A 19,971-nucleotide genomic window follows, 5' to 3' on the forward strand; every position below is an offset into this window, starting at 1 on the left:
TGCTGGTTGCTGCCTCAACTGCTCTACAGCGGGATCCCAGTAGTCCCGTAGCGCGCAACGGGCTTGCCCGCGACTACTTGTTGGCGGCTTCGGACGTGAGACGTAGACGCCCAAGAACTTGTCGATCGTGCCTGCAAGTAAGCAACAGCTTGGATACGCTGGTGATGCGAACGGCAAGCATCAGCCTGTGCTGTTGCGACTAGTGCGCTGGGATCGGAGCCAAAGTGACCGTTTTTGATGTTGCTCAGCTTGCGCAAGAGATCACTCCGTACGTCACAACAGCCGTGGGGGCGTATGGGACCGCTGTTTTGACCCAGGTGGAAGACTCGGCGGCGGACGCCAGCGTTTCTTTCGGACGCCGCACCATTCAGCGCATCGTCGGCCGGCGTCAGCCGCAAGATCCTCCTACTGTGCTTGAATCGGCGATAGCCACGACCATAGCGGAAATCGCCGCCAATCCAGACGATTCGGATCTCATCACGCTTTTGCGTCAGGAGATCCGGCGCGCCCTTGCCTCAGATTCTGATCTAGCAGCAGAAATAGCCGCTTGGAGTCGCCCACCGCTCGCCCCTTCAACCACAATTACAGCTTCTGGTGCACGATCATTGGCCGCACAGACAATCGCGGGAAATGTATATACTGGTGATGTAATCACTAACATGGAGGCGCCGAGACAGCCAGTGAATCCGTTGCACGTGACGGCTGGACTGCACAACAACTACATCATGACGATGATTATACCAATCGAGGGCCGTGATCCAGAAATTGGACCGCGGCCGCTAGGTGCCAAGGTCACCGTTGAGGCTTTCACTTCACAAGCCGTCATACTTCAAGGGATGCGTCCGGTAGTTATCTCGCGCCATCGTGCCCGTCCTTGCTATCTGCGTTATCGCATGGGCCTTCCGCTGCCACCTCGCGCTTTTAAGACCAACCTGGATGATCCAAGGCCCACTTTGGAACCTAAGGAAGGTCGTGGAGGTCCGCCACCAGATTTTCCATTTACCGTCACAGATGGTGGGCCGGAGCTGTTCCTTATTTTTGTCGAGTCTCAAAGTGAGGTCGACTGGACTCTTGAGCTGGATTGGTCCAGTGCGGGTCGAAGTGGAACGATTACTATCGACGATAGCGGAAAACCATTTCACTTTCACCCGGGCTTCCCGACGATCGATCCGCCTCAGCCCGATAGACCGCATAACTGGCCCGTCCCGCAACCGCGGCCGTGAAGCTTATGCTGCACGTTGAAAGCCTTCAATTTATTGAGCCGATCACCAGTAACAGTGGCCGTAGCTGAGGGATTACGTCAAGCATCAACCCCAGACCTCCCCCCAGTTCCCATCCCGTCTGCCGTCGGCCCGCACTCCTGTGGAGCGGGCGTGGTTCAGGGCGTCAAGGTGGAGCGCGCCACTGTACGAACGACCTTGACGCCCTGGGCCGCGACTGCTCGGCTTGCCCGGGTCGATGGCAGGTGGGATGGGAACTCCCGCACCTCTCCCACGATGCTCGCGCGGTCGCCGGCGGGTCCTGGTCCATCTCGGAGCCGGAGCGCCCCCGCCGGAGGCATCGTCGTGACCTCGGCTGCACGGCTTCAGCTCATGCCGCCGGACAACCGGCCGGCGGAGCGGTAGCGGAGCCGGGTGCCTTGAAGACGTAGAGAAAGTTTGAGCCAGGGCGGCCCTTGGTTAGAGGGGGTAGGCGAGTTCGAGGTCGTCGCCGGGGAGTTGGAACTCCTCCAGGGCGAGGGGCTTGTCGTGCTCGTTGAGGGTGACGCGGAGGATGGTCAGGACCGGGACGCCTTCGGGGAGGCGGAGCGCTTGGGCCTGGTCCGGGAGGGGCATCCGGGGGCGGAGGTATTCGGTGAAGTGGAGTTCGTGGCCCAGGTCGGTCAGCGCCGTGTAGAGATCCGGGGCCGGCGGGGGCGGCTCCTCCTCGTACTTGGTGCCGACCAGGATGGAGAAAGGCACGTAGGTGCGGTGGAGCTGGCGCAGGCGGCCGGGCTCGCCGGTCTGCAATGCGTCGTAGGTGAACATCGGCTCGCCTGGCGGGATGCGCAGGAGATCGGCCAGGGCGAGCGGGGCGTCGGTGCGGGTGGCGATCGGCTCCTCGGCCTCGGTCCACTGGATGCCGTCTGCCTCGGCGTAGCTGCCGTCCTTGGCGCGGCGGACGCCCCGCGGCCTTGTCACGCTGGGGCGGCTGTGCGGCGAGCGGGCGAACGTGCCGCGGCCCATGATCACCTCGACCAGGCCCGACGCCCGCAGCTCGGTCAACCCCTGCCGGACCGTGGGGCGCGTGACGCCGAACTGCTTGGCGAGCGCTTCCTCTGACGGGAGCGGCTGGCCGGCCGGGAACGTGCCGTCCAGGATGCCGCGCCGTAGGTACTCGGCGATCTGCCGGTACTTGGGCTGCGTGTTCTCCGCTGGCATCGGGCCTCCGCCGCTGTCCTGTGAGTGATGCGGGCGTGCACGCATGCACGTACTTGCGTGCACGCATGCAAGCAGCCTCCCCCAAGTCATGGCACTTGACAACCCGTACTACGGGTCGCACTCTGGACTCACAACCCGTACTACGGGTTGTCAATCAGTAGTCGGCGTACGCCGACTCACCCTGATCACAGAGGAGTTCAGACAAGTGGCAACCCTTCCAATCGACACCAGCAAGTACACGGCGATCATCTGCGCCGTCCCTCCCACCCCGCGTGTCGCCAACCGCGAGACGGGGCAGCTCCGCGTTGACCGGGACACCGGCCGCACGGTGTACCAGGTCGGCCTGTGCCTCATGTCCGGGGGATCGGCCGACGTGGTGAACGTCAGCGTGGCCGGCGAGCCGACCGGCTTGCAGCTCGGGATGCCCGTCCAGGTGCGGGACCTCGTGGCCACCCCGTGGGAGAACGAGGGGCGACACGGCATCGCGTTCCGGGCCTCGGAGATTCGGGCGCTCGCCGCGCAGCCGTCGTCCGGCGCCGCTGCGAACAAGGGGGCCTGATGGTGACCTCCTTAGCTACCGATCCCGGCCACGCCTGGGCGGCCATCCTCCTGACGACGGTTCTCGCGATGGCGGCGGGGCTCGTCATCGCTGGTCCGGCTCTCCGCCGTCGCTACCCGGCGGCATGGTGGCTTCTCGTCGGGTTCCCCATCGCGTGCGTACGAGTGGGCCGTACCTGGCGGGCCTTGATGGCCGGGTGCGGGCTCGCGGTGAGTCGTAAGGCCGCGCTCACGGTCGTGTCCGGTCTAGTCGGCAACGGGGCGCCTCCGCCGCAGCCGCGCGTCCCTCGGCGTGGGCCGATCAGGCCGACCGTCGGCGGATTCTGGTTCGTCGTACGGCTGTTGCCCGGCCAGGTCCCGGCCGACTTCGTCAAGGCCGCGCCCGCGATGGCGGAGACCTGGCAGGTGCACGCGGTGCGGGTCACGCCGTGGAAGCCGGGATACGTCCGCGTGGCCGCCTCGTCCGCCGATCCGCTCGCCGCGCCCCGCGTCCCGTCGCACCGGGGGGACGGCCGACTGCTGCAAGTCGCCGTTGGCGTTCTGGAGACCGGCGCGCAATGGATCGTAGACCTTCGCCAGATACCTCATTGGCTGATCGTCGGCGCCACCCGATCCGGTAAGTCCACGCTGATCAACTCCCTCGTTGCAGGGCTCGCTCCGCAACCGGTCGCCCTCGTCGGGATCGACTGCAAAGGCGGCATGGAACTGTCGCTCTACGGGCCCCGGTTGTCGGCGCTGGCCACCAACCGCGCGCAGGCCGTCAAGCTTCTGACGTCCCTGGTGGCTCTGACGCTCGACCGGATGGCGATCTGCCGTGGTGCCCGCGTGCGGAACGTCTGGGGCCTGCCGGACGAGGAACGGCCCGTGCCGGTCGTCGTGATCGTGGACGAGTTGGCGGAGCTGTTCCTCGTGGCGAGCCGGGGCGAGAAGGACGAGGCGCAGGCGGCCGGCACGGCGTTGATCAGGCTGGCTCAACTCGGTGCTGCGCTCGGGGTGTTCCTCGTCGTCGCGGGCCAACGGGTCGGCTCCGACCTGGGACCCGGCGTGACGGCGCTGCGCGCCCAACTCGGCGGCCGGGTCTGCCATCGGGTCGCCGACCCGGGAACGGCGGAAATGGCGCTCGGGGATCTCAACCCCGATGCGCTCAAGGCCGCTCAAGCCATCCGGCCCGACCAGGCCGGTACGGCGGTCCTCGCCTCCGGAGACGGCTGGGAACGCGCCCGCTCCCACCTCGTCTCTGAGGCAGACGCCGAAGCGACCGCGGCCGAGTACGCCCACCTGACCCCCTGGCTCCCCGAACTGCTCGACATCGCAGCGGACTTCGCGCCGGCGAAAGGCCCGACTTCTGCAACGGCAGGGATCGAACGCCTCGACCGCGACGACAGCGCCTGAAGGGGGAGAGCCGTGCTCGTGTCCATGTCGGCCGTCGTACTGCTCGGCCTCCTGATCTGGTTCCTGCTGCGCATCCGCTACCTGCGGCTGCCCGACGTCCTGATCAGTGGAGTCTTCGGCTTCCTGCTAGCCGCGACCGGTGCCGCTCCGCTCGTGCAGTCCGCGCTGACCGGCCTGAGCGCCTTCCTCGGCCAACTGCGCTTCTGACCAACCTCTCCCGCACGTCGAGAACGACGAAGGGGACAGCCATGCCCAGATCCAGCCCTGCGCCTGTCCGCGCAGACGGCTCCCGGCGGGGCGCGAAGTCGCCAAACCCGACCCCGCCAGGAACCCACTCCATCCGCCACATGAGCAGTGAAAGGAGCACTCACACTGTGTCCACCGCCAATCGTCCGCGCAAATCCGGTCCCCCGGAGTGCGAGTTGCGCGAACCGGAACGCCCGACCTGCGACGGCCGGGAACAGGTCATCCTCGTCGGCCTGGACGGCTTCGAGCGCTGGCTGTGCCCGGCGCACGCCTCCGCGCTCTGGCTGACCGACCCCACGTTGAGGTTCAGCGCCAAAACGCGAACGGAAGCCATCACCGCCGTCATGCGGCAGGCGTTCGGAGGCGGTCGCCGATGAACTCGACTCCGCGTGACGTGGCCGCGCTCGTCGCCAGGGCGGCGGAACCCGAATTCGCCGCCTGGCGCAGCAACATCGTCCGGCTCAACGGCTGCACGAACCCGATTCACCTCGCCGGTACGTCGGCGTTCATCGACGGTGAGACGGGTGAGGCCCTGTGGTCGTACGGCTCGCCCGTCTACGGTGGCCGGCTACTGGTCGCCTGCGGCAATCGCCGGGTGAGTGTCTGCCCGACCTGCGCTCGCGTCTACCGGGCCGACACGTACCAACTGATCCGGGCCGGACTCGTCGGCGGCAAGACGACTCCGGCGACGGTCAGCGGGCATCCCCGCGTCTTTGCCACGCTCACCGCTCCCGGGTTCGGTCCGGTGCACAGCCGGCGCGAGCAGGACGGTCGGGTACGTGCGTGCCGTCCGCGGCGGGCGGGGGAGTGCTGCCTGCACGGGGTGGCGGTCGGCTGCCGTGAGCGGCACGCCGTGGACGATCGGCGGCTCGGGGAACCGCTGTGTCCGCGTTGCTACGACTACGCGGGCGCGGTGCTCTGGCAGGCGTCGGCCGGTCGGTTGTGGCATCGGTTCGCGCTGGAGTTGCGGCGGGAGCTGGCTCGGCGAGCCGGGGTGAGTCGGACCCAACTCGCTGAGTCCGTGCGCCTGTCGTACGCGAAGGTCGCCGAGTACCAACGGCGCGGGCTCGTTCACTTCCATGCCGTCGTCCGGCTGGACGGGCCGGAGGGCCCGGAGTCGGCTCCGCCCGGCTGGGCCTCGACGGAACTCCTGTCGGCGGTCGTCCGGGACGCGGCCGGTCGGGTGCGGTTGACGGCTCCGGGCGGGTTGGTCGTCGGCCGGCGGGTGCTGGGGTTCGGTCGGCAGGTGGATATACGGCCGATCGCGGAGTTCGGTACTGGGGATCTGACGTCGGCGGCGGTGGCGGGATACATCGGCAAGTACGCCACGAAGGGGGCGGAGGCGGCCGGGGCGGTTGACGGGCGTATCCGTCACGCCCGGGAGCTGGTGCTCCTGCCGGTGCGGCGGCATGTGCTGCGGATGATCGGTACGTGCTGGTGGCTGGGCGGTCTGCCGGACTTCGAGCCGCTGGGCTTGCGGCGGTGGGCTCACATGCTCGGCTACGGCGGTCACTTCTCCACGAAGTCGCGCCAATACTCCACGACACTCACGGCCTTGCGGCAGACCCGGGTCGAGCACCGCGCGCGGGAGCAGCGGGCGGCGCTGGGCCTGGGGGACCGGTCCGTGGTTGCGGTCGGCCAGTGGCGCTATGCCGGGCGCGGCTACTCGCCGGCGGCTGCGCTCGTCGCGGCCTCGGTGCGCGAGGGCGGTGAGGGTCATGGCGGCGCGCTCGGCTGAACTGCTCACGGTGACAGAGGTGTTGGCGGAACTGGGTGGCATCTCGCGGCGGACCTTCTACCGGTGGCGGGAGTTGGGTCTCGCGCCGCACTGCATCCGGCTGCCGAACGGGGAGTTGCGGGTCCGGCGTGCGGTGCTGAACGCCTGGCTGGATGAGCGGGCGGAGGGGGCGGCGTGAAGTCGTACAAGGTCTCTGTCTGGAAGCTCAGCGTGAACCGCTCAGCCAAGAAGCCGACCTATCTCGTTCGCTGGTCGGTTGAGAAGGCGCCGTTCCATGAGGTGTTCAAGACGAGCGCGCTCGCTGACCGGTTCCGGGCGAAGTTGCTGCGGGCGGTGGAGAAGGGTGAGCCATTCGACACGGTGTCAGGGCTGCCTGACTCCCTTCGCGGTGGGAGGGCGGCGCTGTCCTTCCTCGACCTGGCGATTCAGTACCTCGATCACCGGTGGGCGGAGGCGTCGGCCAAGCACCGCGACAGCATGACCGACGCCCTGGCCGGGGTCGTGCCGGTGCTCGTCAAGCCGGGCAGGGGGCGCCCGTCGCCGGAAGTGCTGAGGCGGGCGCTGCGGTCGTATGTGCTCGCTCCGCCACGGCGGAAGCGGGATCAGCCCGAGGAGATTGCGGCGGCGGTGCGGTGGATCGAAAAGGCGTCGCTGCCGGTGGCCGAACTTCAGGAGATCAGCCGGGTGCACGAGTTGATCGACGCGCTCGGTCGGAAGTTGGACGGCAAGCCGGCGGCTACGCAGACGTACCGTCGGCGTCGGGCGGTGGTCTTCAACGCGCTGGAGTACGCGGTGGAGCTAGAGGTGCTGACCTCCAATCCGCTGAACCGAGTCCGCCGCAAGCGGGGCAAGCGGGCGGTCCAGGAAGTCGACCGGCGGGTCGTGGTCAACCCTCGGCAGGCGCGCGAGCTGTTGACGGCGGTGACCTACGTCGGGGTTTATGACCGGGCGAGCGGCCGGCGGCTGCGGGCGTTCTTCGGCTGCCTCTACTACGCCGCCCTGCGGCCGGGCGAGGCCCTTGGGTTACGGCGGTCGGACTGCGTGCTGCCGGCGAAGGGGTGGGGTCGCATCGAGCTGGCAGAGACCCGGCCCTCGGCGGGCAAGGCATGGACTGACTCGGGGGAGGCGCACGATCGGCGGGGCCTCAAGCAGCGGGCGGAGGGAGAGGTGCGTATCGTGCCGATCCCGCCCCCACTGGTCGCCTTGCTGCGCGAGCACGTGGAGGAGTTCGGCACTGCCGACGATGGCCGGCTCTTCCAGAGCGAGTACGGCAACGTCGTGGCGGCCTCGTCGTACTCCCGCATCTGGAAGCAGGCACGGGAGTTGGCGCTCCTGCCTGGTCAGGTCGCCTCGGTCATGGCGGCCCGTCCGTACGATCTGCGGCACGCGGGAGTCTCCCAGTGGCTCAACTCCGGCGTCCCGGCCCCGGAAGTAGCCGCACGTGCTGGCCACTCGGTAGACGTGCTGCTCAAGATCTACGCGAAGTGCATCGACGGCCAGGAAGCCGAGATGAACGACCGGATCATGAAGGGCCTCAAGGAGGATGGGCGGTAGCCTTTCAGGCTACAAAGGAGCCCCCGGTATGGCCCGGGGGCTCCTTCTAGCTTGTCAGGCATCGACCAGCCTGCGTCATGCCGTGCGGCTACGAAGACTTCTGGCACCGCTCATGTTCAGTCTCCAGGTGAGCATCTGCTTGCTTACCCCGTACTTGGCTACGGCGACCTCGTCGCTCATCCCATACCGGACGATTGCACGTGCTGCATCGTTAGGGATCAAGAGGAAGCCAGCAAGCCAGTTGGCCTCCTCTTCGATGTCTCCGTTCCAGTGGCGGCATCCGAGCGAGTCGAGGGCTGGCCCAGGCGTGTGCAGCAGGAGCGCGTGGGACAGTTCATGATCAATCGAGCTGTTTTGGCGTCCCTCGTCGTGCGAGTCGTTGACCCATATCTCTCGTCGAGAGCCAGCATGCACGGTCAATGCGCTGATTGCGTCTCGCTCTGAGCTGAGTAGCGGTTCGACGCGCGGATCAGCAGCGATTGCAACGCTGAAATCGCTGACAGGGATGTCCAGATGTGCGGCAAGCCGACGCGGGTCGAGTGCGGCGGTCGAGGCCACCCCAAGCTCCTTCCGCATGGCCACAGCGAGGCGATCGGCTTCAGCTTTGAAGCCATGGCGCAGCGCCATACGGCTCCCCTTTTACTCCGGGCGATTCGTGGTCAACTGCTTGTAAGCAACCTCGATTAGTGCTTCGAGTGCGTCAGCGGCTTCGGGGCTGAGGTGCCTATCTCCCCGAAGGTGGGTAGCAACTTTCGTCAGCGTGTCAGGCGAGACAGGCTCATCTTGCCGCCGCACGAAGTCGTCTGCACTGAGATTGGCCCAGACGACGAGAGCGGCGAGCCCGTCTACGTCTGGTCTACGGCCCTGGGCGAGCCGTGTCAGCGTGGATGCGCTTACGCCCGCTTGCTGCGCAACGTCCTTCCATAGAAGTTCTCGATCCTGACGAGTACGGTCCAGGGCTGCATGGAACGCCGCCACGTCGAACCGGCCTGCTGTATTTCGATCACTCATGGTCTCCTCCCGGCTGGCTTCCAGTCTTGCACATCAGGTTCTGCTTGCGAAAGTCGAAGCGCGGGTCTACTCTGACCCTGCGATTGCAAGATCGGCACTGGTTGCGAATCTGCAACCAACTCGCTGGTGGCCTCAAGGTCACCTGAGCAAATGGAGGGCCAGGTCATGGCCAAGAACACAGGCCGGGGCTTCCGGCTGGGAAGCGTGCGGCAGCGGAGCCAGAGTCTGAACCCGCGCACGGGCATCTGGACGAAGCGCGGTGTGGGCGGTCGCTTCATGGGCGGCAAGGAAGGAGGTTCGCTCTTCAAGGGTGTCCGCCGCGAGCGTTGAGGATGTGCGTGGGGGGTCGCCACGCCCCCCACGTGCCACATAGTTGGAGGTCTCAAATGAGGATTTACATCACTGCCGTGCACCTCGAAGGTGGTGCCGGACACGAGCACATCCAGAGTGTTAAGTGGCAGGACGTCGATACGGGGGAGACGGAGCAGAGCACTCGGGCTGCGATTGTGTCGTGGCTTGGCAAGAGTGAGAACACCGCATGGGTCCACGATGGCGTAGGAGCTGTTCAGGTCCTCGTCGTCCGGGCCTCGCCGCCCTACATTCGGAGCTATGCGGATGGAAGGTGGACGGACAACTTGCTCGCCCTGCCACGTTTCTGACGCTGAGTCGCTCCGGTGCCTACGAAGATCATTACGTCGTCATTACGTGATCACTGGCAAACGGCTGCTTCCGGTCGCATCCGGCTGCGCATACGCAAAGACCCCGTCCTCAGCGTCTGCGCTGGTGGCGGGGTCTTTTGGCACCTCTGCGAGGTGCCCCCGGCAGGATTCGAACCTGCGCACACGGCTCCGGAGGCCGTCACTCTAACGCACGTTTTCGCAGGTCAGAGCGTTATCTGACGGAGCATCGGGTCCGCTGCGTCACAAATACGTCACGCGCTCCCACCCGAGAACTGATTACCCATCAGGTGCCATTCTCGAACCTCGCGCTGGAAATAATTGTGCCTCCTTGCCGTGTTGGTGTCACGTCGGTGATCGGTGTGAACGATGACAGGGGGCCGCATTTGAGGTTGTTCACGCTCGGTGATGGAAGCGCTTCGGAGATCGTGCCGAAGGCGCTGGAGTTCGAGCGGGATCTGCAGGGGCTGGTCGAGGCGAACATGCCAGCGCTGCTGGGCGTGCGGTTCCTGGCGTCCGAGTACAGCACGGGTCCGGTGCACGGGGGACGGATCGATTCGCTGGGGATCGACGAGAACGGTGCGCCCGTGGTCGTGGAGTACAAGCGCGGCCGTGATCCCGGGGTGATCACCCAGGGGCTTTTCTATCTGGCGTGGCTGACGGATCACCGGGCGGAGTTCGAGGCCCTGGTCCGCGACCGGCTCGGGGTTCCGGCCGCGGCCCAGGTGCTGTGGAGCGCGCCGCGGCTGATCTGCGTTGCGGAGGATTTCACCCGCTACGACCGGCACGCGGTGGTTGAGATCCGCCGCTGCATCGACCTGGTCCGCTACCGCTTCTTCGGCGCCGGACTGCTCGGCCTTGAGCCGGTCGTCGCCGCCACGGCCCGCGACCGCGGCCGGGGAGCGGGGTCGGGCCGCGCCGGGCGCATGCCGAAGAAGCAGCCGACCGGGGGCGGGATCGGCGAGCTGCGGGACGCCTTGGACGAGGTGCTGGTGTCCTTGGGCGAGGACGTGCGGCGGATCGAGCGCAAGCAGTACCGGGCCTACCGCAGGCTGCGCAACATCGCCTGCGTCGGCCGCAGCCAGCGCAGCGAGGTGCTGGTCTACCTGCGGACCGACCCCAAGAAGGTCGACCTCGTCCCCGGGTTCACCCGCGACGTGAGCGGTCTGGGTCATCACGGGACCGGTGACCTGGAGGTCCGGCTGCGCACCGAGAAGGACCTGGAGCGCGCCGGCGACCTGCTGCGGCTCAGCTACGCCGCGGCGTAGCGGGCCGCTGCGGGTGGCGTGGATGGGTGTCGGCCGGACCGGGCGGCATCCATCGGCGTGCTTGCGGCGGTGCTGCTTCGACGGGCGCGGGCGCCGGGCTGGCATGCGGGAATGCTGATGGTCCCGCACGGAAAGCGGCTCTGCGGCGCGGATGCGCCTGGAGGGCGGTGGCGGCTCCTTTCGTCGGCACGGGCGGGAAGTGGCGGTGTGTATTCCATGATGCTGAGAAAAGGCGTTTTGCCTGACGGCATTTTCCGTGTTATAAGGCGCCTGGGCTCGGACCCAGGGCAGTCGGCGGGTCGTCATCGCGTCCGCCGGTCTCCGTCGCACCATCGGCTGGAGACGCCGGTCCCGTGTCGCGTTCCGCGCGGTAGGCCAGGTGATGCGGGTCCTCGGGCAGCGGCTGAGACGTTGGGGTGTCGCGGGCGGCTGTACCGCCACACCGGTCCTGGCTTCCGGGGGGAATGCCTCCCGCGTAGCGTGTTCGAATTATGTTCGAGTAGCGTGGGGGTTCGATCCGGGAGGTGGCCAGGTGGAGATGCCGCAGCAGGCTGCGGTGCGGGGAGCGCATGTGCTGCATGTGCGGTGCCGCCAGGGAACCGGTGAAGCGGGCTACCGGGCCCTGCTTGACCTGGCCTGCGACGTCTCGCCGGTGGTGCAGGTGCTCCCGCCGACTGCCGCGCTGGTCGACGTGGCGGGGGCGCTGCGCTACTGGGACGCCTCCCCGTGGGATCTGGGCATGCGGTTGCGGCTGCGCGCCGCGGCCCTCCTGGGGATCGACGTGCGGGTGGGGGCCGGACCGAACTGGACGGTCGCCGCGATGGCGTCCAAGGGGCCGCTGCCGGTGACCCTGGTGCCCGCCGACTCGGTGGCGGTGAGGTCGTTTCTGGATCCGCTGCCGGTCGGCATGCTGCACGGCATCGGCCTGGTCCAGGCCGAGCGGCTGGTCTCCTTCGGCCTGCACAGCGTCGGCCTGCTGGCCGCGACCCCGGAGGGCACCGTGCAGCGGATCCTCGGCGGCCGGGCCGGCCGCCTGCTGCGCGACCGCGCCCTCGGCATCGACCCGCGACCGGTGACCCCGTCCAGCCTGCCCTCCTCCACCAGGGAGCGCCGCACCTTCGACCACGACACCCTCGACGCCGAAGCGGTCCGCACCGCGCTGCTGGAATCCGCGGTCGCCCTGGGGGCCCGGCTGCGCGCCCGGCAGCAGATCGCCGGCACCCTCGCACTGGAGGTCGTCTTCGCTGACGGCTCCACCATCACCCGCACCCGGACGCTTCCGGAACCCTCATGCCACACCGAGGACCTGCGCACGGCTGCGTACGGGGTGTTCCAGGCCATGGACCTGCAGCGGGCCCGTATCCGCGGGATCACCCTTACGGTGGACAAGCTCGCCGCGGCCGGCAGCGCCGGTGGTCAGATCAGTCTGGACCGGGTACGGGAGAACCGGCTGCGCGCCGAGCCCGTCATCGACGAGTTGAACGCCAGGTTCGGATCCGGCGCGGTACGCCCGGCGGCCCTTTCGTGGCGCCGAGCGGGCTGACCGGCGCCTGCCTGCGAGGACCTCTACGCAAGGGAGTTGGGGCTGGGGCGGTGCGGAGGGCCGTGTCCGGTCGTGATCCGGCGCGGGGCGATGAGGCCCTAGGCTGGTCGGTCTCGGTTCCCGTGTGCAGGAAGTTGTAGGCGACGATGAACGACCAGCAGGCCGCCGCCGCGCAGGCGGACCCGACCCAGTTGATGGTGGAGTTCCACCATGTTCACCGGTTCCTGGATCCGGCCGAGCGGGGCGTGCAGACCTGGCAGGTTCGGCTTTCGGCCCAGGACCGGCCGGTGGGGACTTTTCGGGTGACCCGCGGTTTGTACTGGAAGAGCGGCAATCTGCGTGAGCGGCTGTCCGATGAGCTGGCGTTCCCGGAGGTGGTGGCCGGGCAGCTGCTGAATCCCGACGGTTCTTTCAGTACCGCGTTCGAGGCTTTCGTGGAGATGGCCGGCAGCATTGTGGTGGTGGAGTTGGTCGAGCTGGCCGAGCCCTGGGACGACGCTGCGCTGGTGGCCGGGGTGGTCGCCAGCATCATCGACCGCCTGGCGGACAACGACTGCGCCGTGGTCTTCCCCCGCGCCGACGAACCGGACGCCACACGCTGCCAGGAGGTCTTGGCGCAGGCCGCCGCACTGCTGAGCGCCGCGTACTTCTCCGACGAGCTGCAGATCATCGACACCGCCATGGACGCCCCGGAACAGGCCGCGAAGCAGGTACGCGGGCACCTGCGCGCGCGCCTCGCCGTTGCGGGCGCCGACTTCTGGGACGAGGACGACGAGGGCCCCGGCGATGAGGACTACCCGGTGCTCACCGCCCGGTCGGCGGCGGTGCTGCGCCGTGCGCTGGAGGACCTGTCGGATGAGGCGTGGCGGGAGGTGGCGTCGCTGGGCGCAGAGCCGCTGAGCCCTGGTGCCGGCGGATTGTTCGGCTCCCTGCCGCGGGTGACCTTCAACCAGGGCGGGCCCTGGCGGCGGCAGATGGCCCGTGCCTTCGACGACCTGGCGGCCGACCTGGCCGGCGGGGTCGAGGTCGTGCCGCGCTGTACGGGCGAGGAGATGGCGCTGCACCTGGGCATCGCCCGTGCGCAGGCGCTGACCCGCAACCGGCCGAGGCTAGTCGCCGAAACCGTGGCCGCTCTGCCCGAGGACCGGCGCGACTTCGGCTGGGAAGCCGCCTCCGGGGAGCTGTTCCAGGACGGTGACGTGCTCATGCTGTTCGACCAGAGCCTGGACGGCATCGAGGACCCCGGCAACGAGGCCAACCAGGCGCTGGGCATGGTCAACCTCGCCCCGGTCGACTGGTTCACCGCGTTCGATGCCGGCTTCGCCCGCGCCCCCGGGCGAGGCTTCCGCAACCCCTGACCGCGGTAGCCCGCAGGTCGGCGCAGGTCACCGTACGGTTTCCCCCAAAAGCAGTCACCCGAGTGAACGGGGTAGAACTGGCGCGGTGTCGTGGGCACCGGCCACCGCCTGAGCCGAGTGCGTCTTCGCACCCTTGCCCTCGGGGGCGGCGAACGGCCCCCAACCGTGCCGCAACATGGCCAACTGCCGGGCGGTTGACGGGAAGGCGCTGCGAGGCCCCACGCCCTGCCGGATCCGAGGGTGGCCCGCGACCTCTTCCCCTGCGACGGAACCTCTACGTGCCACGTGTGCCGTCCGCGTCCGGCATCCCGCGCCGCCGGGGAGAGGGCGAACCCCCAACGCAAGAGGGGTAGTTGTATCTCCCGGCAGTACCCTGTGGTGTTTTGCGGCGATCACAGGGAGATCATGATGGACTACCGGAATCCCCGTTTCGAGCACTGGCCGCTCTACGAGGACATCACCGACACCTACTACCGGCACGGGCGCTTCTTCTACGGCGAGGACGGGGGCGGCCACCTGCGGGTGGGGCGCGTCGTGGCCTTCTACCGGTACCTGCATCCCATCAGTACCTCTGCCGTCGAGCCGGTCGTGCGTTTCGTTGGCACCGGCGGGGTGGAGGGCGAGCCCGAGTACGTGTCGCTGGGCGAGGTGACCGAGCGGTGGTGGATCGGCCGGACCGCCGAGGACGTCGAGCAGGCGTGGCGGGCGGCATCCAGAACCGGGGAGTGGCCGCAGCCGCAGACCGGCGGGCCGGGACAGCACCGCGCCGCACCCTTCCACGTGGACCCGGCCCACTATTCGCTGTACTACGCGGCCCGGGACGATGACCGGTCCTACCTGGGCCGGGTCGTCGGGTGGGATCCGCCGCTGGACCCCAATGAGCTTCCCACGCCGATCGTGCGCCTCTACCAGCCGGACGGCAGCCTGGACGAGGAGGGCCAGTACGTGGGGCTGAACTTGCCGCACGACGGCTACGTCGCGGGGACGCTGGACGCGGCCCGGGACTACCTCGACAAGCCGCAGTAGCAGGTGCCCCACGCCCCGTGGCGCTTTCGTGGCGCGGGGCCGGCTGACTGCTGGTTCCCGCGGATGCGGCCGAACAGGGCAAGCCGTCGTCCGGCTGCCGCCGCCGAAGGCGGCCTGCGCAGTCGGCTTCGCCCCGCTCTGCGGCTTCACCCATGCTTCGGCCGCCTGGTAAGGCATCGTGGACCCAGCGATCACTGTTGGAACGGAGAACCTCAATGAGCACTCACACCGGCCCACTCGCCCATGGCGCAGTTTCGATGAGCGCCTACGAGGAGCAGGTGTGGCACACGCTCAATGAGCACTGGCAGCGCCGCAACAACCGCCGCGGCCTGCCGAACTGGGCGAGCACCGCGCTCGCTCGTGCCGGTGAGGCCGCGGGAAGCACCGCGAGCCGGGTTGCCCACGGGGTGCCCGATGCGGTCAAGGATCCGATACGCCGTGCCGGCGAGGCGGTAGCCAGCACGGCCATGCCCGCGGCGCTCGGGGGTGCGACAGCGCTGCTCGAACTGGCCAACGAAGCGGCCATGGAGTTCAACGATCCGAGAAGCGTCGAGAAGCTCGCCCGCAAGCAGGGTTTGGAGCTGACCAGTTTTAGCGAGTTGCGGCAGCAGGACCTCAAGGTCTGTGACCGGCTGCTGTCCCGCAACACGCTCAAGTGGCGGGCCTTCGGCGCGGTCGAAGGCGGCGCCGTAGGTGTGCTGGCCGGGATCCCCGTCGCCGGAACCCTGGTCGCAATGACAGCGGACATCCTCGTCATCCAGGTACTGAGCACGTCGATCGCCGCGCGCATCGCATACTCCTACGGCTACGACGCCAAAGACCCCTACGAGCAGATCTTCATCCAGCGCCTGGTGCAGCGGTCCTTCGTGGAACAGGCGGCCAAGGTCAAGCCGCTGAGGGAGACCGCCCGCGCTGCGGACGCGGTCAAAGGACGCGTGAAGTGGTCGAACAAGCTCCGCCAGGATCACGGCCTCCTGGCCAACCTCGAGAAGTTGATGCAGCAGCTAGGGCCGGCCGGCTCCAGAGTGCCAGTCGAAGACGTCGCCAAGGCCGTCCCGTTCGTGGGCATCATCATCGGTGCCAGCACGAACTCCGTGGTCCTCGGCAAAGTGGCCGCCGACGCCCAGCGGTACTGCCAGACCCGGTTCCTGTGTGAGAAGTACGGGCTGCCGCTGCCGGCCGCACTGGCGACCACTGAGCGCGACGACGCCCCCCAGACCGACACCCCTTAGAGAAGGGCCCGCTGGGGCCCATACCGGGCCGGCATCTGCGCCCCGTCCTGCTTCGCTGTCGTGCTGAAAAGCCCTTGGAAAGGGTATGCCGGGAGAGCCGGAGATCCTTGCCGAGCCGGACGACCTGGTGCCGCTGCTTATCTCGGGGTCCACGGTTGTCAGTGGCTTCGGCGAGACTGCGCCGGTGACGACTTCCCCCAATTCCCCCGATCCGGCGCGTAGCCTGCGGTCCCACGAGGGTGCTTTCGCCGGGGCCGTCTACAAGACCCGCTTCCGTCCCCTGGCCAGGGAGTTCGGTTGCGATCTGTGTCCGGACCCGGCGGCGTTCTGGGATCACTGCCATGACCACGGTTCCATCCGGGGGCCGTTGTGCCGCTCGTGCAACGGCAGTGAGTTCTTGTGGCCACATGCCGATCGAGGGGTGGGCCACTTGATGGCCTGTCCGGGATGCCGGGAGAGGGGATACCCGCCCTCGCGCAACCGGGTAGGCCGGATTGTCCCCACCCTGGGATTGCTCCTCGACCACTTCCACACCTCGCGTACGGGGTGCTCGGGGCGTTGGGCCGAGGGCGCGGACCGCGAAGGGTGGGCGGGCCGGCTGCGGGACCTTTCTGCCGGGCACCTGCTCGCCCGTGTGACATGCGCCGACGAACCGCGTGAAGCGCATTTTCTGCTGAGCGTGTCACGGGAACGCTTCGAGGTCCTCGACCGGATTCGGGTGGCCCTGGGCGTCCCGCTGGGCGGGCAGCCGTACTGTCCGGAGGGTGTTCGCTGGACTCCAGCACCCACCCCGCTCTGGTACTCCGACGTGCTGCGCGTCCCTGCGGTCCGGCCTGAGGCCGAGATGGCGACGGTGGCGGTTCCGGGTTCGTACGGGCGTCTGCTAGAGGCATCCTTGGGCCCCGTGTTCGACGACGCCTTCGAAGACCTTCGGTGGCTTCGCCGCGGCCGGTCCGGCGTACTCCAGGTCACGTCCGATGCCGTCGGACTGCGTGCTCTGCTCCTCTTCATGACATCAGGCTGGGCTGGGCGCAGCCAGTGGGAGGCCCGGGAGCGCAACGGACACGCCACCACATTCGAACGGATCGGCCAAGCCCTCGCGGACCTGCAGGCCGCTCTCCCCCTTGCACAGCGCCTTTCCCCGTGATGACCAACGCCCTAGCAACTCTCCCGATCCCACCGGAGGACGGTGGGTTGCCGTTCCCGGGCGCTGTGTCATGCTGCTGTGATGGCGGAGTCACCGGCCGCGCTGCGGAAGGTCTTCCTGGCGCAGCGCGAGGTAGGTCTCGGGGGTTGCCGCTTCGAGGAGGCCGGGGTGCTCGGTGAGGTCGAGCGGTGGTTCCTGGGCGCTGGGCAGGAGTTGGTTCCACCGTTCGGTGTCGCCCTGTTCGTAGGCGGCGCGGACCCGGGGCGCGATACGGGGGCGGGCGTCTTCCTGCTGTTCGCGGAAGATGCGCCCCTGGGTCCGGCGCCGTTCCAGCTCGGCGTCTTCATCGGCGTCCTCCTCGACGACCACGCGGTCTTCGGCCCGCATGCCGGGGGTGCGCTCCGCGATGGCCTGGTCTTCGCGGTGGAGCTGGGCGCAGGCGGCGAACAGGCGTCGGGACATGCCCAGTTGCAGCTCGGTGCCGGGGATGCGGCAGGTGAGGAAGTCGTCCAGGCCGATGGCCCGGGCCCATTCATAGCGGTTTGGATCATCCGCGCCGATGGCCGCCCCGCGGGCGCGTGTGCGTGCGGCGAGAGTCGCCTCGTCGTTTTCCAGCGGGGTGGTCAGCCCGTCGCGTCTGCGTCGGCGGGTGGTGCGGTCGCTGGACAGCGCGACGGTCCGCAAGCGTGATGCCGTGGCGGAGCGCAGGGCCAGGAAGGTGAGCATCTGGGCGCGGGCGGTGCCCATGAGGGCGTCGTCGTCCTCCCCGAGGTGGTCCTCCGGCGTGCTGGGGGCGCCGGGCGGGATCTTGCCGCCGGGGTGGGGCAGGGGCGGGCTTCCCGGGTGATGGTCGTGGTCGACGGTCAGGAACAGATCGCCCCCGGGCTGGACCGAGGCACCGACCAGGACGCGGCGGTGCGCGTAGGCACCCAGGATCTTGCTGCCGCCTTCGAGCTGGATCCAGCCGTCCCTGAGCCGTTTCACCCGCACGTTGCCGCCCTTGGCCTCGATGAGCCAGTACGCGTTCTCCGCGTCATGAAGGCCCCACAGGTCCGGGAGCTTCAGCGAAGGGTTCTTGAACAGGTGCTCCAAGGCGGAGTCGGGTCCGCCGTCCTCGATGTGCTGAGTCTGGCCCAGACCCATCAGTGAGCGGCACGCCCATTCGGCCATCGTCATGCCCAGCCGGTATCCGAGAGCGTGGCGTGCGGACTGCTCGGTGGCGTGCTCGTAGACCGCGTTGACCGTTAGCCGCCGCCCGGTGCTGCCCGGCAGCGGCTTCTTCGGCTTCTTGGGGACGAAGTGGTGCATGCCGATGTACGCGTAGAGGGGCGCGACGCGGGCGACGAGTTCGGCGTGGGCCAGTTGCGGGACGTGCAGCAGGTTCGGTGTGACGTCCCGTCCGACCTCGGTCGCGGCCTTGAGGATCTCGCGCCAGGTGGTGGTGGGCAGGTACCAGCCGTCGTGCTCGGGGAACGCGGCGTTCGACGGCCACGGGAGGGCGACGGCGGTACGCCACTGCTTGAAGGGCCGGCTGTCCGGCCCGTCGCGGAACAGCACCGGTACGTCGATGCTGTCGGTGAAGACCAGGGGCGGGGCGTCGTTGACGTGCGCAGGGATCACGCCGCCCACTGTCCCAGCCCCTGGCACCCGAACCCGCACCTGAGTCCCCGCGTGTCAATCCCGGGTCGGCTGGAGCGGGGCTGCCGCGGCGGGACCGTTTTGTCGCAGCTCTCGCGGAAGACCAAGGACGGCGATTTGCGTCACGGCCGGCGGGTTGGGGCCTGGTGCAGCATGGCGGCCACCCCTTCATCGCTCTGCTGGTAGGTGATCCCGCGCAGGACGGCGACGCGGGCGCCGCACCCGCGCTGGCCGAGGATCAGTCCGGCTGCGGCGGCCACCAGGTCGGTCAGCGTCTCCTCATGGCGGTTGGTCCGGCCGTCGGGCTCGGTGTGCTCGGTGACGCGCAGCGGACTGATGCCGGCGGCGCCGAGCCGCGAACCATCGGTCGTACCGGGAACGCGACGGGGACAGTTGAGAGCGCATCAAGGTCCCCTCCAGAGCGGACAGGGACATCGCCGACCCGCGGGCGCGAACCGCGGAGCGCGATGGGACCACCATGGCCCCAGGCGACATGCCCACGCTGACATTGCGATGTCAGCGCCGGTGACATGTCATCCGCCCAGCGATGACACGCCATGAATTCGCCTCACCAGCAGCGGAGTTCGCCGTGATTCGGTGGGCTAACCTGACGGGCGTGCCTCGCTCGATTCTCATCCACGACGGCCGGACCTCCCGCGACGTGGGCCTGGTGTACTGCTGCTCGGGCTACCTGGTCGAGCACGGCAAAGTGCTGCTCGTCCACCACAACCGCTTCGACAAATGGGTGCCGCCGGGCGGCCACATCGAGCCCGGCGAGTCCTTCGCCGAGACCGCGGTACGCGAGTTCAAGGAGGAGACGGGACTGGTCGTGGAGGCGATCTCCAGCCAGCCCGCCATCCACCCGGCCGACCACAACGCCACCCCCGAACCCGTGCCGTTCTACGTCGACATCGAGCGCGAGGGATTCCCCACCCCGGCGTTGGTGCAGTTCTACTACGTGAAGCGGCAGCCCGGCGCCCGCGAGCAGGCCGTCCAGGCACAGCTCGCAGAAGTACACGGGGCAGCCTGGTTCGGCCTGGAGGATCTTGACGACCTCAAGACTTTCGACCAGGTGCGCTCGCTGGCCCGCTTCGCCCTGCTGAACTATCCGGTAGCCGAAGAACGCGCCCCGTCCTAGACGCCGACTCAGCTCTGCTTCGCCC

Annotated in this window: 20 protein-coding genes and 1 tRNA gene; 17 read left to right on the forward strand and 4 right to left on the reverse strand. The window is 68.3% G+C overall.

Translation table 11 applies throughout. The features are described 5' to 3' along the window. Positions 1-224 precede the first annotated feature (224 nt). Positions 225-1,223 carry a hypothetical protein gene (locus tag ACQPW6_RS28310; protein WP_433892517.1) on the forward strand — a complete coding sequence of 333 codons (999 nt, stop codon included), beginning with the start codon at positions 225-227 and terminating at the stop codon, positions 1,221-1,223. 456 nt (positions 1,224-1,679) lie between these two features. On the opposite strand, the gene ACQPW6_RS28315 is transcribed toward ACQPW6_RS28310, so the two are convergent. After that, on the reverse strand, positions 1,680-2,420 hold the full coding sequence (locus ACQPW6_RS28315; protein WP_433892518.1) for a GntR family transcriptional regulator: 741 nt from the start codon (positions 2,418-2,420) through the stop codon (positions 1,680-1,682). 205 nt (positions 2,421-2,625) lie between these two features. Here ACQPW6_RS28315 and ACQPW6_RS28320 point away from each other — a divergent pair, with 205 nt between their 5' ends. The 7 genes from ACQPW6_RS28320 (at position 2,626) to ACQPW6_RS28350 (ending at position 7,908) form a co-directional block, all read left to right on the forward strand. After that, complete coding sequence (locus tag ACQPW6_RS28320; protein ID WP_433892519.1) at positions 2,626-2,979, forward strand: hypothetical protein; 354 nt, start codon at positions 2,626-2,628, stop codon at positions 2,977-2,979. Positions 2,980-3,047: 68 nt separating this feature from the next. After that, complete coding sequence (locus tag ACQPW6_RS28325; protein ID WP_433894688.1) at positions 3,048-4,370, forward strand: FtsK/SpoIIIE domain-containing protein; 1,323 nt, start codon at positions 3,048-3,050, stop codon at positions 4,368-4,370. 12 nt (positions 4,371-4,382) lie between these two features. Then, positions 4,383-4,577, forward strand: coding sequence for a hypothetical protein (locus ACQPW6_RS28330; RefSeq protein ID WP_433892520.1), 195 nt, complete (start codon positions 4,383-4,385; stop codon positions 4,575-4,577). A 167-nt stretch (positions 4,578-4,744) separates the two neighbouring features. Next, positions 4,745-4,993 (forward strand): hypothetical protein, encoded by a 249-nt coding sequence (locus ACQPW6_RS28335; RefSeq protein WP_433892521.1) that lies wholly within the window; start codon positions 4,745-4,747, stop codon positions 4,991-4,993. Continuing rightward, positions 4,990-6,354, forward strand: a complete 1,365-nt coding sequence (locus ACQPW6_RS28340; protein WP_433892522.1) for a replication initiator — start codon at positions 4,990-4,992, stop codon at positions 6,352-6,354. The genes ACQPW6_RS28335 and ACQPW6_RS28340 overlap by 4 nt, the downstream gene beginning before the upstream one ends. Next, complete coding sequence (locus ACQPW6_RS28345) at positions 6,335-6,532, forward strand: helix-turn-helix transcriptional regulator (protein WP_433892523.1); 198 nt, start codon at positions 6,335-6,337, stop codon at positions 6,530-6,532. The genes ACQPW6_RS28340 and ACQPW6_RS28345 overlap by 20 nt, the downstream gene beginning before the upstream one ends. Then, on the forward strand, positions 6,529-7,908 hold the full coding sequence (locus ACQPW6_RS28350) for a tyrosine-type recombinase/integrase (RefSeq protein WP_433892524.1): 1,380 nt from the start codon (positions 6,529-6,531) through the stop codon (positions 7,906-7,908). The genes ACQPW6_RS28345 and ACQPW6_RS28350 overlap by 4 nt, the downstream gene beginning before the upstream one ends. A 75-nt stretch (positions 7,909-7,983) precedes the next feature. Here the strand turns inward: ACQPW6_RS28350 and ACQPW6_RS28355 are convergent, their stop codons facing one another. Next, on the reverse strand, positions 7,984-8,535 hold the full coding sequence (locus ACQPW6_RS28355; protein ID WP_433892525.1) for an ImmA/IrrE family metallo-endopeptidase: 552 nt from the start codon (positions 8,533-8,535) through the stop codon (positions 7,984-7,986). Positions 8,536-9,084: 549 nt separating this feature from the next. Here ACQPW6_RS28355 and ACQPW6_RS28360 point away from each other — a divergent pair. Continuing rightward, the gene (locus ACQPW6_RS28360) at positions 9,085-9,249 is read left to right on the forward strand and encodes a hypothetical protein (RefSeq protein ID WP_433892526.1); all 165 of its coding nucleotides are present in this window, start codon (positions 9,085-9,087) and stop codon (positions 9,247-9,249) included. Between the two features lie 56 nt (positions 9,250-9,305). Then, entirely contained in the window at positions 9,306-9,578 is a 273-nt protein-coding gene (locus ACQPW6_RS28365; RefSeq protein ID WP_433892527.1) for a DUF3892 domain-containing protein, read from the forward strand. A gap of 154 nt (positions 9,579-9,732) precedes the next feature. Here ACQPW6_RS28365 and ACQPW6_RS28370 read toward each other — a convergent pair. After that, positions 9,733-9,833, reverse strand: a tRNA-Arg gene (locus tag ACQPW6_RS28370). A 149-nt stretch (positions 9,834-9,982) separates the two neighbouring features. On the opposite strand from ACQPW6_RS28370, the gene ACQPW6_RS28375 reads away from it, so the two are divergent. The 6 genes from ACQPW6_RS28375 to ACQPW6_RS28400 all read left to right on the forward strand — a co-directional run bounded on the left by ACQPW6_RS28375 (position 9,983) and on the right by ACQPW6_RS28400 (position 17,170). Continuing rightward, the gene (locus tag ACQPW6_RS28375) at positions 9,983-10,864 is read left to right on the forward strand and encodes a DUF5655 domain-containing protein (RefSeq protein ID WP_433892528.1); all 882 of its coding nucleotides are present in this window, start codon (positions 9,983-9,985) and stop codon (positions 10,862-10,864) included. Between the two features lie 538 nt (positions 10,865-11,402). Next, the gene (locus ACQPW6_RS28380) at positions 11,403-12,407 is read left to right on the forward strand and encodes a DNA polymerase Y family protein (RefSeq protein WP_433892529.1); all 1,005 of its coding nucleotides are present in this window, start codon (positions 11,403-11,405) and stop codon (positions 12,405-12,407) included. A gap of 146 nt (positions 12,408-12,553) precedes the next feature. Next, entirely contained in the window at positions 12,554-13,765 is a 1,212-nt protein-coding gene (locus tag ACQPW6_RS28385; RefSeq protein WP_433892530.1) for a hypothetical protein, read from the forward strand. A gap of 408 nt (positions 13,766-14,173) precedes the next feature. Continuing rightward, positions 14,174-14,791: a hypothetical protein gene (locus ACQPW6_RS28390; RefSeq protein ID WP_433892531.1), complete on the forward strand. Its 618-nt coding sequence runs from the start codon at positions 14,174-14,176 to the stop codon at positions 14,789-14,791. A 257-nt stretch (positions 14,792-15,048) separates the two neighbouring features. Further along, on the forward strand, positions 15,049-16,023 hold the full coding sequence (locus ACQPW6_RS28395; protein ID WP_433892532.1) for an EcsC family protein: 975 nt from the start codon (positions 15,049-15,051) through the stop codon (positions 16,021-16,023). Positions 16,024-16,108: 85 nt separating this feature from the next. After that, entirely contained in the window at positions 16,109-17,170 is a 1,062-nt protein-coding gene (locus ACQPW6_RS28400; RefSeq protein ID WP_433892533.1) for an endonuclease domain-containing protein, read from the forward strand. A gap of 90 nt (positions 17,171-17,260) precedes the next feature. On the opposite strand, the gene ACQPW6_RS28405 is transcribed toward ACQPW6_RS28400, so the two are convergent. Further along, entirely contained in the window at positions 17,261-18,790 is a 1,530-nt protein-coding gene (locus tag ACQPW6_RS28405; RefSeq protein ID WP_433892534.1) for a gamma-glutamyltransferase, read from the reverse strand. A 634-nt stretch (positions 18,791-19,424) separates the two neighbouring features. Here ACQPW6_RS28405 and ACQPW6_RS28410 point away from each other — a divergent pair. Continuing rightward, on the forward strand, positions 19,425-19,946 hold the full coding sequence (locus tag ACQPW6_RS28410; RefSeq protein ID WP_433892535.1) for an NUDIX hydrolase: 522 nt from the start codon (positions 19,425-19,427) through the stop codon (positions 19,944-19,946). Positions 19,947-19,971 lie beyond the last annotated feature (25 nt).

Origin of the sequence: Streptomyces sp. CA-111067 (genome assembly GCF_050956065.1) — a bacterium.
Taxonomy (GTDB): domain Bacteria; phylum Actinomycetota; class Actinomycetes; order Streptomycetales; family Streptomycetaceae; genus Actinacidiphila.

Coding starts and splice junctions, on each gene's coding strand:
- ACQPW6_RS28345 (WP_433892523.1), top strand. CDS start 6,335: ATGGCGGCGCGCTCGGCTGAACTGCTCACGGTGACAGAGGTGTTGGCG.
- ACQPW6_RS28365 (WP_433892527.1), top strand. CDS start 9,306: ATGAGGATTTACATCACTGCCGTGCACCTCGAAGGTGGTGCCGGACAC.
- ACQPW6_RS28315 (WP_433892518.1), bottom strand. CDS start 2,420: ATGCCAGCGGAGAACACGCAGCCCAAGTACCGGCAGATCGCCGAGTAC.
- ACQPW6_RS28340 (WP_433892522.1), top strand. CDS start 4,990: ATGAACTCGACTCCGCGTGACGTGGCCGCGCTCGTCGCCAGGGCGGCG.
- ACQPW6_RS28360 (WP_433892526.1), top strand. CDS start 9,085: ATGGCCAAGAACACAGGCCGGGGCTTCCGGCTGGGAAGCGTGCGGCAG.
- ACQPW6_RS28390 (WP_433892531.1), top strand. CDS start 14,174: ATGGACTACCGGAATCCCCGTTTCGAGCACTGGCCGCTCTACGAGGAC.
- ACQPW6_RS28395 (WP_433892532.1), top strand. CDS start 15,049: ATGAGCGCCTACGAGGAGCAGGTGTGGCACACGCTCAATGAGCACTGG.
- ACQPW6_RS28355 (WP_433892525.1), bottom strand. CDS start 8,535: ATGGCGCTGCGCCATGGCTTCAAAGCTGAAGCCGATCGCCTCGCTGTG.
- ACQPW6_RS28380 (WP_433892529.1), top strand. CDS start 11,403: ATGCCGCAGCAGGCTGCGGTGCGGGGAGCGCATGTGCTGCATGTGCGG.
- ACQPW6_RS28400 (WP_433892533.1), top strand. CDS start 16,109: ATGCCGGGAGAGCCGGAGATCCTTGCCGAGCCGGACGACCTGGTGCCG.
- ACQPW6_RS28385 (WP_433892530.1), top strand. CDS start 12,554: ATGAACGACCAGCAGGCCGCCGCCGCGCAGGCGGACCCGACCCAGTTG.
- ACQPW6_RS28325 (WP_433894688.1), top strand. CDS start 3,048: ATGGCGGCGGGGCTCGTCATCGCTGGTCCGGCTCTCCGCCGTCGCTAC.